At 49.3% G+C, this 13,028-nt stretch carries 13 protein-coding genes and 1 pseudogene; 11 read left to right on the forward strand and 3 right to left on the reverse strand.

Going from position 1 to position 13,028, the window contains the following annotated elements:
- Positions 1 to 456 precede the first annotated feature (456 nt).
- From SPTER_RS24505 to SPTER_RS25185, 3 genes and pseudogenes are all read left to right on the forward strand, one after another.
- The gene (locus SPTER_RS24505; protein ID WP_170233112.1) at positions 457 to 639 is read left to right on the forward strand and encodes a hypothetical protein; all 183 of its coding nucleotides are present in this window, start codon (positions 457 to 459) and stop codon (positions 637 to 639) included.
- A gap of 75 nt (positions 640 to 714) precedes the next feature.
- A pseudogene (locus SPTER_RS02305) lies at positions 715 to 1,307 on the forward strand (SDR family oxidoreductase).
- Between the two features lie 276 nt (positions 1,308 to 1,583).
- Positions 1,584 to 2,132: a DUF6155 family protein gene (locus SPTER_RS25185; RefSeq protein ID WP_246105446.1), complete on the forward strand. Its 549-nt coding sequence runs from the start codon at positions 1,584 to 1,586 to the stop codon at positions 2,130 to 2,132.
- Positions 2,133 to 2,164: 32 nt separating this feature from the next.
- Here SPTER_RS25185 and SPTER_RS02315 read toward each other — a convergent pair whose 3' ends face one another.
- Positions 2,165 to 2,860: an ArsR/SmtB family transcription factor gene (locus tag SPTER_RS02315; RefSeq protein ID WP_144348874.1), complete on the reverse strand. Its 696-nt coding sequence runs from the start codon at positions 2,858 to 2,860 to the stop codon at positions 2,165 to 2,167.
- A 115-nt stretch (positions 2,861 to 2,975) separates the two neighbouring features.
- Between SPTER_RS02315 and SPTER_RS02320 the strand changes: the two genes are divergently transcribed.
- Positions 2,976 to 3,836, forward strand: a complete 861-nt coding sequence (locus SPTER_RS02320) for a 4Fe-4S dicluster domain-containing protein (protein ID WP_144348875.1) — start codon at positions 2,976 to 2,978, stop codon at positions 3,834 to 3,836.
- 38 nt (positions 3,837 to 3,874) lie between these two features.
- Here the strand turns inward: SPTER_RS02320 and SPTER_RS02325 are convergent, their stop codons facing one another.
- Positions 3,875 to 4,462: a CBO0543 family protein gene (locus SPTER_RS02325; RefSeq protein ID WP_144348876.1), complete on the reverse strand. Its 588-nt coding sequence runs from the start codon at positions 4,460 to 4,462 to the stop codon at positions 3,875 to 3,877.
- A gap of 14 nt (positions 4,463 to 4,476) precedes the next feature.
- A complete protein-coding gene (locus SPTER_RS02330) occupies positions 4,477 to 5,073 on the reverse strand; it encodes a CBO0543 family protein (protein WP_246105593.1) in 597 nt (198 codons plus the stop codon).
- Positions 5,074 to 5,294: 221 nt separating this feature from the next.
- Here SPTER_RS02330 and SPTER_RS02335 point away from each other — a divergent pair, with 221 nt between their 5' ends.
- The 7 genes from SPTER_RS02335 to SPTER_RS02360 all read left to right on the forward strand — a co-directional run bounded on the left by SPTER_RS02335 (position 5,295) and on the right by SPTER_RS02360 (position 13,024).
- On the forward strand, positions 5,295 to 6,581 hold the full coding sequence (locus tag SPTER_RS02335) for an ankyrin repeat domain-containing protein (protein WP_144348878.1): 1,287 nt from the start codon (positions 5,295 to 5,297) through the stop codon (positions 6,579 to 6,581).
- Between the two features lie 167 nt (positions 6,582 to 6,748).
- Positions 6,749 to 8,035, forward strand: coding sequence for a homocysteine synthase (locus tag SPTER_RS02340; RefSeq protein WP_144348879.1), 1,287 nt, complete (start codon positions 6,749 to 6,751; stop codon positions 8,033 to 8,035).
- 477 nt (positions 8,036 to 8,512) lie between these two features.
- Positions 8,513 to 8,902: a hypothetical protein gene (locus SPTER_RS25555; protein ID WP_211367403.1), complete on the forward strand. Its 390-nt coding sequence runs from the start codon at positions 8,513 to 8,515 to the stop codon at positions 8,900 to 8,902.
- Entirely contained in the window at positions 8,884 to 10,464 is a 1,581-nt protein-coding gene (locus tag SPTER_RS02345; RefSeq protein WP_211367404.1) for an anaerobic carbon-monoxide dehydrogenase catalytic subunit, read from the forward strand. The genes SPTER_RS25555 and SPTER_RS02345 overlap by 19 nt, the downstream gene beginning before the upstream one ends.
- Complete coding sequence (locus tag SPTER_RS02350) at positions 10,461 to 11,465, forward strand: ABC transporter substrate-binding protein (protein ID WP_144348880.1); 1,005 nt, start codon at positions 10,461 to 10,463, stop codon at positions 11,463 to 11,465. Before SPTER_RS02345 ends, SPTER_RS02350 begins: the two co-directional genes overlap by 4 nt.
- Before the next feature lie 7 nt (positions 11,466 to 11,472).
- A complete protein-coding gene (locus SPTER_RS02355) occupies positions 11,473 to 12,234 on the forward strand; it encodes an ABC transporter permease (RefSeq protein ID WP_144348881.1) in 762 nt (253 codons plus the stop codon).
- 13 nt (positions 12,235 to 12,247) lie between these two features.
- Entirely contained in the window at positions 12,248 to 13,024 is a 777-nt protein-coding gene (locus tag SPTER_RS02360; protein WP_246105447.1) for an ABC transporter ATP-binding protein, read from the forward strand.
- Positions 13,025 to 13,028: the final 4 nt, after the last annotated feature.

The raw sequence follows: 13,028 nt of genomic DNA on the forward strand, positions 1-13,028 counted from the left end.
GCATAAAAATAATGTTTCAATAAATTTCTCTAAAATTATGAGTACTGAATGCATAAATCATGGGATCCAGGGGATACACAAAAGAGGATGTTCTAGAGGTAATTGGAAATCTGACGAACAAAACTTCGAATATTACCAAAATTATTACGCATAAATTTAAGCTCGAGGGTGCTATAAAAGCGTTTGCAACTGCTTCACCCCCAGACCTTGCCATTAAAGTAACCCTGGATTTGGAATAACACAGCCCTAAATCAGAAATCGAGTTTTTCGAGCAACCGAAAAAACTCCCAAGGAGGTTTAGCGTGGGATGCCAGAGAAGTTACCCGCCAATACCGACTCCGACAGTGGCAGGAAATCAGCCGGGAATACCACGGCAGCGGGCAGTCGGTTTCTGCCTGGTGTTCGGAGCACCACCTCAATGTCAAAAGCTAAACTACTATTAGCAACAGCACGCGAATGGCTCTTGCTGATTGTCCAGCGGTTGTGGATGCACTGACTAAGGCTGCCAAAACACCGAAGCACCAACGATGGGAGAAAAAAACGGAGCGAATGCTGTGGCTGATTGGCAGAGGCGCTAATTGGATTCTTTATAGTCGGGAGCATTTACCTGGAATTCTAGCACAAGGTTTAATTACTTAAAAATACGCTAAAACGGAGGGCATTTTCCTGAAACTTAAAGGAAAAGTTGCAGTAGTAACAGGGGCTGCCTCGGGCATGGGTAAGGCAATAGCCCTTCTATATGCAAAAGAAGGCGCTAAAGTGGTTGTGACTGATATAAATTTAGATGCAGCCAAGACGACTGTAGCTGAAATTAAATCAAACGGCGGCATTGCTACTGCTCAGCTGCAGATGTCACAGATGAGCTATGGGAGCGGGTTTTGGCAATCAATGCAACCGGACCAATGCGGGCCATAAGAAAAGCTCTGCCTATATTTACCAAACAAGGAAGCGGCGTTATAGTTAATATTGCTTCGGCCGGCGGTCTTAGCGGCTCAAGAGCAGGGGCCGCATATACAGCGGCAAAACATGCAGTTATAGGATTAACTAAGAATGTAGGATTTCAGTATGCAACATTAGGGGTCCGTTGTAATGCTATTGCTCCTGGGGCTGTAAAGACAAATATTGGTAATACAATGAGTAAACCACACAAATTTGGTATGGAAAGAGCCATGGCGGGAATGCATTTAAATCCAAGGATTGCTGAACCGGAAGAAATTGCTAGCGTTGCTTTATTCCTTGCTGCAGAGGATTCTGGTATTGTTAACGGTACGGTAGTTGTGGCAGATACGGGTTGGACTGCTTATTGACCAATGCTTTCTAACAGGCACAGACGTCAGGCGCACATAAGAAGCACCGGGACGTTCTTTTGCTTCTGCCAATCTGATGGCTAGCCGAAAATAGAAAAGGAATAAAAGATCCGAAGCCTTTTATAAAGCCTCGGATTTTTTTGCGTAATATTAAGAATATACAGAGTACAACTTTTATAAAGTATCCTGAAATATGATAAAATATAAATAACAAAAATTGTCTTTTCCTAAGTCTTACAATCCCCGATTAATCTATGTATAAGGATGTGTGTGAATATGAAACAGTTAAAAGTAACTGATCTGAAAAAACACTTAATGAGTAAAAATCAATTGGAATTGATAAAAGAAATATTGAATTTATGCAAACTGTTCCCCGAAGTGAAAGAATATTATACAACAAAACTTATGCCTGATGCGGAAGAACAAATTTTGCTAAAATATAAAAAAATAATTAAGAATGAGTTTTTTTCGGACAGAGGCTTTGGCAAGTTGCGGTTTTCAATTATAAATAAGGCAATGAGGAATTTCAAGAAGATTTCCAACAATCCCGGCCATATTGCTGAATTACTGGTTGCTTGCGTAGAGTATGGGGTTGAATTTACCAATACATACGGTAATATAGATGAGCGCTTTTATGTTAGAATGGCTGCCCTGTACGAGGATGCCGCTGCTTATGTGATAGAGAAGAATTTAGAGGAGACATTTCAGAAGCGTTTGGGGAATTTAGTCGATGCAAGCAATGGAATAGGTTCGGGCTTTTATGAGGAATTGGTAGAATTATACTATACTTATTTTGATGATGAGGCAGTGGGGGGCGCAAGGTAACCATAAGCCGGACTGGCAGCAAACCGGGGAGATTAATCGGGGTCTAAGTTTAGGCCAAATTTTTCCGATAAGCCTTTGCGGCCTGCTGCAGTTACCCGTACCGCCCGGCCGTCTGGCAGATCTTCTAGCCATTTAAGCTCAAATAAACGCCTTGTAAGTGCGGCACCCAAGCTGCCTGCCAAATGCTGGCGCCGTTCGCTCCAGTCTAAGCATTGACGGGCAAAATAACGGCGGCTCTTAGGGTTTGCTTCGGTTTCTACGCCGAAATTCTGTAACCAGGCCTTGCCGGCAGCACTTACTATAAAATCTTTTCCGGATTTCTCGACTAGCCCCATTGCCAGCAGCCTGTCGGTTAAGGCAACCCCGATTTTACCGGCCAGATGGTCATAGCAGGTCCGGGCAAATTGTAAGGCGTGTAACTGATCTGATTCCCGGAGTGAGCGCACCGGCTGGGGCGGTGAAATGGTTTGCAGCGCTTCTAAGGCCTGGCCAACCTCGCTGCTGGCGAGCCGGAAATACTTATGGCGGCCATACGCTTCCTGGATAAGCAGGCCGCCTTGCAGCATTTTTGCGAGGTGGGCGCTAGCCGTTTGCGGCGATATCCGGGCGGCCCGGGCCAAATCGCCTGCCGGTAAAGTTTTTCCTCCCAGTAAGCTGACAAGCATCGCTGCCCGTGACGGATCACCGATCAGGGCAGCCACCGCCGCCAGATTAGGGTTTGCATGCATAGCAATCAACCTCCGCATATAACAATCATACTTCGATATTAACCGAATTATTGACGTGTTACAATAGCACTGCGATAAAAATTTAGGTGCCGGTTCGCGCGAGGGAGAGGACAGCATGATTGAGCAAAACAATGTTATTAAGCAACATGGCCGGATTGAACAACGGCAAACAGGCTTTGTGGCCGTACGCATTCGGACGATTGCCGGTAATCTGACAAGTAGCCAGCTGCGTAAAGTGGCGGATCTGTGTGACAAGTATGGCCGGGGGCAATTGCATATTACTACCCGGCAATCAGTGGAAATACATTGGGTGCAGGAACACCGGCTAAATATCCTTTTGCAAGAGATACACGATTTAGGTTTACTGCTGGCGGTTCGGGGTCCAAGGGTATTAACTGTTATTGCTTGTCCAGGCCGGGGGCTTTGCCAGCGGGGAATCAGTGACACCGTCCTGTTGGCCGCACAATTGAATGAGTTAATGGTGGGTCATGAATTGCCGGGCAAAACCAAAATTGCCCTTAGTGGCTGCCCCAATTCGTGTGCAAAACCTCAAATCAGTGATATTGGTCTGCACGGCGTTACCATCCCCGCAGTGGCCGCCGGCTGTGCTGGTTGTAATTCTTGTGTACAGGGGTGTAAAGCTGAGGCTATTAAGGTTCAGCAATATGTACCACATATTGATAGCAACAAGTGTGTTGGGTGCGGAATATGTATAAAAAATTGCCCACAGCAGGCTGTGGTTGCCCGGAGGCGGGGATATGCGGTATATGTTGGGGGGAAAATCGGCAGGACACCAATGCTGGGAACTAAAATTTTATCAGCTATTCCTGAACAGGAGGCCGTTTTTTATATTCAGGCCATATTAGACGTCTATAACCGGCTGAGCTTTAAGGGCGAACGAATCGGCACGGCGATCAAGCGGATTGGGGTGGAAACCTTCCGGCAGGAAATTCTTACCCAGACGGAGCCTCTTTAACAAAATGCCCGGAAACATTATTGTTCCCGGGCATTTGGCTACTCTGAGCCTGATACGGGGTTTAGAGTACGTTTGGCGTTGCCGGCAATCTGGTATATTTTAGTCACCAGCCATCTGTTGAATAGTGCCATCATAATATAGATGGGAAAGCCGTAATAATATTTCCACTTTAATGTTTGATAGAACCCTCCCCATACCAGGAGTGGTTCAAGGACAATGCAAAATATAGTGGCCATTATTACTGTTGCCCGTAAAAAACTATTCCAGGTTTTAAAATACTGGTATATTAGCGAATAGATAACAGGCAGGCTGGCTAAATCAACCGCTGTCAAGGGTGGAAAGATTGGAATTATGTCAATTGGATAATCCCATAAGGTAAGCTCCTCGCCAAATTCATCCAGTACAAGGGTGATTATTATGGTTAATCCCGCATACAGGGTGATTTCCGGCAGCCGCTTTTTATCCACCAGCTTGCACCAGGCCAGTACAGAGCAGGCAAACACGCCCAACAGAAAATACCATTTAAAGTGGAATAAATCTCTGTGCAGCCAATCATCAATCCGCAGGCCTGTTAATAGCTTCTGCAGCTCCACGGCGGCCAGTACGCCTGTATCGGGAGAAAGCAAGGTATAACACCTCCTTAATCAGGATGCCCCTGAGCCCTGGCAGCAATGTCCAGAATTGTAATTACCGACCACCTGATGAATAATGCTATAGTAATATATAGCAGGAAACTATAGTAATATTGCCAGGTAATCAATTGATAAAGATTGGCCCAAGCCAGGAGAGGCTCCAGGACAAAAGCAAGCACACCTGCGATGAGTATGCTGGCACAGGCAAAACTTTTCCAGGCTGGGAAGCGTTGATAAGCAATGGAAAAACAGGTGGGCAATGCGATTAAGTTTATGGCTGTAATCACCGGAAATATAGGCAAGATACAGACCGGATAAGTCCATAGTGTCAACTCTATACCATACTCATCAATACCCATGGTTATAATTGTTGTCAAAACCGCATACAAAATGATTTCCGGCAATCGCTGCTTATTGAGCATTTTCCACCAGGCCGCTACAGTCAGGATATATAAGCCCAGCAGGAACCACCATTGGAACTGAAACAATTCCTCCTGCAGCCACTTATCCAGGTGAACAGCCGTAAGCAGCTGCTGCAGCCTCATTTCGGCCGGTATTCCTGACACGGTAAGCACCATCGGCATTCTCCCCCGGCAGATAAACATTTTTGGCAATGGTTATTATGCCACAAGGCCTGTTGTAATATCCTCAACCCCAAGACCCAGCCGCTGGGCACCGATTTGTTAAAATCGCAGTCACTACTATTATTGAACAGGCTGATATACCCGATATTAATATTGTGGAGTGTAAAGTGTCTGCTTACTGACAGTTGGAGATGAAGCACCTGTAGCATTAATTATAAAAAATATTTGTGGAGTGTAGGCATATGTTGCTTGATATTAAGGTTAAGCTGAAGGCAATAATAAATGAAATTAAAATTCCCCAGCGACCTGCTGCGGTTATACCGGCTTTTACCGGCGTTATTGCCCGAAAACTATCGGCTGCGGCCGACAAAATTCAGGTCAGGTATCTGGTTTACTTAGGGTTAGTTTTGCTGCCGGCTGTTGTCAGTCTGGGGGCTTATTATGGCATTATTCACAGCATGGACCAGCTGGCAGCCGCTGACCGGCCCGAGAACCGGCTGGGCCGCAGGGGGGTGCATTTAACGGCCGAGGATTTTGTAAAATATGCCGGCCGGGGCGAAAAAGAGATCACTGCGTTGTTCATTGAGGCGGGGATGGCACCGGATTCGTACCGTCAAAACGACGGCTTTACGCCCCTGCATGCGGCCGCTGCCTACGGCCGGGCTCCGGTTGTGCGGCTGCTGGCCGACAAAGGCGCCGACCTTAATGTACGTGATAAAGATGGCCAGACCCCGCTTATGAAAGCTGTCGGCAATAACCAGGCTGATGTGGTTGCGGCCTTGCTGCAAAAAGGGGCGGGTGTAACCGGCGCCGATTTACAGGGTAACACGGTAGTTACTATGGCTAAGGCCCGCAGTGACCGGAAAGTACTTGATATACTTGTCAAGACCGGGGTGCTGCAGGCGGTTGAAGAGGACAAAGCGGCGCCTGCCGGCGAAGAAACAAATAAAAATCAAAACCAAGCCAATACTAAGCAGATGGTTCAACTGACCAAGTCTGTGGCTGCCGGCAGTGGCAGGGCCGGGGCGGCAATCGCCGCCGCAACCCCGCCGGGAGAATTTACGCTGGCGGCAGGTTATGTTGGCAATATTAAGGTAGGGGACTCTGTGGAAAGCTTGTATCAACGTTTTGGTACGCACGATGTTTTGGCGGGGGAAGCATATGTTGGCGGCAGAATGTATAAGGTGCTGCGAGTTTATGATCAGGGCCGGGATCTGCCGTCACTGACAGCTTTCGTTGCTCAGGCTAAAGACGGGCAGGAGCAAATGATTACGGCTATCCGTCTTTTTGATAAGCGCTATAGGACCGCTGACGATATTGGGGTGGCGGCTACTTTAGGCGACCTGAGGCAGGCCGGTGGCATTAGTTCAATCGAGTATACTGATTCGCTGTACGCTGTGGCCTATGGCAACAGAATGCACTATGAACTGGAAATCAGCGCTGAAAGTATGCCGGTGGCCTGGTTAAATGGCGGCGATACGGGTTCCTTGCCGGACAATATGAAAATCAGGAGTATTTTTCTGTTCTAGTCCGTTTTTTATTGACAATATTGTTCGCGATATGTTACTATCGTGTTACAACATTACAGGTTTTATCCAGGCTGATTAGGCAGACTAAAGGCCCAGGGATTGCTCTAATGAGCGATTCTTTGGGCCTTTTATAATGCTCAGAACTAACATATAGGAGGTCAACAAAAATGGCGTTACCTGAAAACCTGAAATTTAATACCCTGGCTGTTCACGGTGGGCAAGAGCCTGATCCTGTTACCGGCTCCCGGGCGGTTCCGATCTATCAAACGACGTCCTACAATTTCCGCGATGCCGACCACGCCGCCAACCTGTTTGGTCTGAAAGAGTTCGGCAATATTTATACCCGGCTGATGAATCCGACCACCGACGTCTTTGAAAAAAGGATTGCCGCCCTGGAAGGCGGTGTGGGCGCCCTGGCTTTTTCGTCAGGCCATGCGGCCATCAGTGCCGCTATTTTCAATATTGCCCAGGCCGGCGATGAAATTGTCAGTTCGTCCACTCTGTATGGTGGAACCTATAATATGTTTGCTTATACCCTGCCGCGGCTGGGCATTAAGGTAACGTTTGTTGATCCCAGTGACCCTGAGAACTTTGCTAAGGCAATTACCCCTAAAACCAAGGCTCTTTATGCTGAGACGATTGGTAATCCCAAAATTGACGTTCTGGATATCGAAAGTGTGGCTGCAATCGCTCACAACAACGGGATCCCGTTCCTTATTGACAGTACCTTTGCCACCCCGTACCTTTGCCGGCCAATCGAATTTGGTGCTGATATCGTAATTCACTCGACAACCAAATTTATTGGTGGTCATGGTACGTCGATGGGCGGTGTTGTTGTCGACAGCGGCAAATTCAACTGGGCTAATGGCAAATTTCCGCTCCTGTCGGAACCGGATCCGAGCTATCATGACTTAAACTATATCGCCGCCTTAGGCCCACTCGCCTTTATTATCCGCCTCCGCGTCCAGGTTTTACGGGATTTAGGCGGCTGCGCCAGCCCGTTTAACAGTTTTTCGTTCCTGCAGGGTCTGGAGACGCTGCATCTGCGCATGGAGCGGCACAGCCAAAATGCGCAAGCCATTGCTGAGTACCTGGTCAAGCATGAGCTCGTTTCCTGGGTCAGCTACCCAGGTCTTGACAACCACCCTGATTATAAACTGGCCCAAAAATATCTGCCCAAGGGGGCCGGTGCTATCCTGACCTTTGGCATCAAAGGCGGCTTAGAGGCCGGCAGGACATTTATTAACAGCCTTAAGCTATTCTCGATGTTAGCGAATGTTGGTGATTCCAAGTCGCTGGTTATTCATCCTGCCAGCACCACCCACTCGCAGCTGACGGCTGAACAACTGACCGCTGCCGGTGTTACCGACGATATGGTGCGGCTGTCTGTTGGCATTGAGGATGTGCAGGATATCATCGATGATCTTGAGCAGGCTTTTGCAGCAGTTAAATAATATATTTGTAATGGTACTAGTACCTTGACAAAGTCAAATGTTAGGTTATACAACGCATCTTTTCCCGCACTGCTTCGTTGTCGTCGCCTTACAGATTGCCGATCTGCGCGGCCCGGGTGCAAGTAATAAGAGGCCCCTATCATACAGGATCATTAAAGCAGAGCTTAATGAATCAGTTAGCGTCCTCCGCCTTGCATTGCGAAAAAATCTGCGTTGTCTAAAACTAACATCTAACTGTGCCAAGGTACTAGTTACCCGATTAGCTTGTCAGTAAGTCTGAAGGCTAAGTTCGCTTCCCGAGCGTCCTTGGTCTTTTTTCTTGCCTAATAGATAAAATATTGAATATATATTGACAGGCTATATAACTAGTGCTAGTATTTGTACTGATAAATACATAGCGACTGTCATACGGGCTCCTTTCTTTGCTGAAGGAGCTTTTCTGCTAACAATAATCGACATAATTTATAGGGGGTACACATGAGCTTCGAGGCTATTAATGAGTATCGCAAAACCTTTCCGTCCAAACAGCAAGTAATTGAACAAACACCTGACCCCGGGGTCAGGGCGATGCTTACGCATCTGGAGGAAGCCGGCATTCCCACGGCTTTTGACCGGTTTGATGCCCAAAAGCCACATTGCTCCTTTGGCTTGGCCGGCACCTGCTGCCGGATTTGTAATATGGGGCCGTGCCGGATTACTGAAAAAAGCCCCAAAGGCGTGTGCGGCGCCGATGCCCATGTCATTGTGGCCCGTAATATTTTGCGCTGGGTGGCGGCCGGGGTGGCGGCCCATGGGGCGCGGGGGCGGGAAGTCCTGTTAACCCTCAAAAAAAAGCGGCCAGCGGCGAATTGTCTTTACCGCTGCTAGGGCCGGAAAAAGTCCTGGCGACAGCGAAAGCGTTCGGAATTTACCAGGAGGGCAAGACAATCGCCGAGCTGGCGGAAAGTCTTGCCGACCTGCTGCTGGAAGACATGTCCCGCGCCGTGCCGGCACCGCACCGGACAATTACGGCTATGGCGCCGCCGGAACGGGTCGAGACCTGGTCCGGGCTTGATATTATCCCTATCAGTTCTTATCATGAGGTATTTGAAGCCTTGCACCGGACCGGGACCGGCACCGATGGCGACTGGGAGAACCTGATGAAACAACTGCTGCGCTGTGGACTGGCTTTTGCCTGGAACAGTGTGGTCGGACCGTCAATTGCTGCCGACTGTCTTTATGGACCGCCCAAACGCAGCCAGATTGAAACCAACTTTGCTTCTATTAAAAAAGAATACGTCAATATTGCCCTGCACGGACATTCCCCGGTGCTGCCGTCGGCTTTGGTACAGGCCGGCCGGGACCCGGAGCTTGTTGAACTGGCCAGGGCCCAGGGTGCTGCCGGTATCCGGCTGTACGGCATTTGCTGCTCCGGCTTATCCGCATTATACCGCTACGGCGAGGTCCATCCCCTGAGCAATGCGCTCGGAGCCGAGCTGATTATGGGGACAGGCGCCCTTGATGTCTGGGTGGCTGATTTGCAGGATATCTATCCGGGCATTATGGATGTAGCGGCCTGCTTTCATACCAAAGTCGTTACAACCAGTGACTCCTGCCGCCTGCCGGGGGCGATTCATATGGCTATTGATCACCAGCATGGCAATATGTCGGCGGCCCTCGGACAGGCTAAAGAGATTGTCAGGCTGGCTATCCGGAATTACCCCGCCCGCCAGCAGGAGAATGTCTATATTCCTGAAGTCAGCTTAGAAGCTGAAGTAGGGTTTTCGGTTGAAAACATAACACAGGCCTTTGGCAGTCTGGACGAACTGGCCGGATTGATTAAAAACGGCAGGATCAAAGGCATTGTCAACCTTGTTGGCTGCAACAACCCGAAGGTTGTTTACGAGCAGGCGATCCTGCAGGTGGCTGATATCCTGCTGGCCAACGATATTATTGTTCTCACTAATGGCTGTGCCTCGTTTCCACTCTTAAAAATGGGGTACTGCAGCCCCAAGGCGTTGGCGAAAGCCGGGCCGGGGCTGCAGGGCGTGTTAGGGGCCAGAAGCCTGCCACCGGTATGGCATATGGGGGAATGTCTGGATAATGCCAGGGCTTCCGGCCTGTTTAGGGCGCTGGCCGACAAGAGCGGCCAGCCGCTGACCCGTATGCCTGTTGCCTTTGCCAGCCCCGAATGGTCCAATGAGAAAGGGGTGGGCGCCGCCCTGAGCTTCCGGTTGATGGGCCTGAACTCATACCATTGCATTCCGGCGCCGGTGCAGGGCTCTGATAAAGTAGCCGGCTTTTTTGCCAGCGACACCCAGGAGCTGCTTGGTTCGGTTATGGTAGTGGTGACCGATCCCCGGGGCTTAGGCGAGAAAATTGTCGCCGATTTGGAACAAAGACGAAATCAAATAGGCTGGACGCCAAATATTAAGGGGGTAAACAAATGAACCGGAGAGATTTTATCAAGAAAAGTGTTTATATGGCAGTTGGCCTGGCCGGCGGCCTGAGCCTGGCCGGGTGCGGCAGCAGTACCCGGACCGGCACCAGTTCAAGTCAGCCTAAGGCTAAACCAACAATAAAAGTCGGTTACCTGCCGATTACCGATCATCTGACCATGATTGCCCATGGCCAGACTGAATTCCGCCAATTTGTGCTGGAGCCTGTTAAGTTTTCCGGCTGGGCCGAACTGGCCGAGGCGCTTAAAGGCGGGGCCATCCAGGGGGCCTTTGCTTTAACCCCTATTGGCATGAGCCTGCGGCAAAAGGCGGTGCCGGTTAAGGCTGTATTCCTGGGTCATCGTAACGGCTCGGTCCTGACGGCCAAAAATGTGCCTGAACTGGCCGGAATTGAGGATTTGAGAGGCAAGACTATTGCCATTCCCAGCAAATTTTCCACTCACAATATTCTCATCCAGAAATTGCTGACCGAAAAAGGCATTAATCCTAATAGTGACGTAAAATTTATCGATATGTCGCCGCCGGAGATGGTGAATGCCCTGTCTACCGGCAAAATTGACGCTTTTATTGTCGCCGAGCCCTTTGGCGGGCAGGCCGAGATGCAAAAAGTCGGCAAAGTCCTGGTGTTGAGCAAGGATATCTGGCATGACCATATCTGCTGCGTGCTGAATGTACAGGAGGAGTTAATTCAGAAAAACCCTGAGGCCATTGAGGAGTTGGTAGGCGGTCTGGCCCAGGCAGCCAAATTTATTGATGGCAACCCGCAGGAAGCGGCCAAGCTGTCACTGAAATATCTGGGACAAAAGCAGGAAGTGATTGAGCATGTACTGACAAACCCCAAAGGCCGGATTACCTTTGCTAATCTTGTGCCCAATCTGCAGGATTTTACCGCTACCCAGGATTATCTGCTGCAATTTGGTATTACCAAAGATAAAATTGATCTGGTTCAATATATAGATGACCGGTTTGCCAAAAAGGCTTTTGGGGTGTGACCTGGCTATGCAGACTAAGACCCTGAACAAAACTGCCGTTTTGCCGTGGCTGGCTATTGCCGCCTTCCTCGGCCTCTGGCAGGCTGCCGCCGGCTTTTATACGCCTGAACAGTTGCCAGGGCCGGCGAAGGTATGGGCCGGTTTGCTGGAACTGGCTGATACCGGTGTGTTATGGGAACACATCCAGGTCAGCTTAATCAGATTTACCATCTCCTATAGTCTGGCCTTGCTTGTTGCGATTCCGCTGGGACTGTTCCTGGGCTGGCATACCTATTCACTGCAGGCCCTGGGCCCGATATTGCAAATCCTGCGGCCCATTTCGCCGATTGCCTGGTTTCCGCTGGCTGTATTGTGGTTTGGTGTCGGCAATGCGCCGGCAATCTTCATTATTTTCTTATCGGCTTTTTTTCCGGTTTTGTTGTCAACTATTAGTGCCGTAAGGAAAGTGGACCCTGTGTATATCAAGGTAGCCCGGAATTTTGGTGTTGGCAAAACCATGCTGTTTACCAAGATTGTTATCCCGGCGGCTTTTCCCTATATCATGATCGGGCTTAACATTGCCATTGGGGTGGCCTGGATTCATCTGGTGGCCGGCGAAATGCTGGGGGCCCAGTCCGGGCTGGGCTACCTGATTGTTGATTCCCGTAATTTTTTACGGACCGACTGGATCATGGGCGGTATGCTGGTTGTCGGTTTGCTGGGCTTGTTTATTAATACGATCATTGGTTGGGCGGAAAAAGAAATTAACCGCAAATGGGGAGTAGGCTAAAAGAGGTGATCGCTTGGCAAAGATTGAAATAAATAACTTATATAAAAGTTATCAGGATACGCAGGGAAATTTGCTTAATGTGCTTGTTGATGTTAATCTAAAGATTGAGGCCGGTGAGTTTTTATGCCTGCTGGGGCCAAGCGGCTGCGGCAAGACGACCCTGATGAACCTGATGGCCGGGTTTGAAAAGCCAACAGGCGGGACGCTGACGATTGACGGCCTCACTGTCAGCCGGCCTGATTCCAAACATATTACCATATTTCAGGATTACGGGCTGTTTCCCTGGCGGAATGTCCTGGGCAATGTCATGTTTGGCCTGGAAGCCAAAGGGATCAATAAGCAGGCCGCCCAGGCCAAGGCGGAAGAGTATCTGGAACTGGTAGGTTTATCCCAATTCGCCAAAAGTTTTCCCGGACAGCTTTCCGGCGGCATGAAGCAGCGGGTGGCTATTGCCAGGGCCTTAGCGGTTGAACCTGACATTATTTTTATGGATGAGCCTTTTGCTGCCCTGGATGCGTTTACCCGCTACCGGCTGCAGGATGAAGTGCTGAGAATTTGGACGGAAAAGCAACCGACGATTATATTTGTTACCCATGATATTGATGAGGCTGTCTATCTGGCCCAGCGGCTGGCGATAATGACCCCTAACCCGGGCCGGATCCAGCGGCTTATTGATATTAAGCTGCCCAGGCCGTGCAATCGGGGGGATGCGGGCCTTGTTGCTTACCGGCAGCAGGTTTTTCAGGAATTTGAGTTGGTGCATGCCGTCAGTAATGACTATAGTATTTGATAAT

This window comes from Sporomusa termitida, assembly GCF_007641255.1.
GTDB lineage: Bacteria > Bacillota > Negativicutes > Sporomusales > Sporomusaceae > Sporomusa > Sporomusa termitida.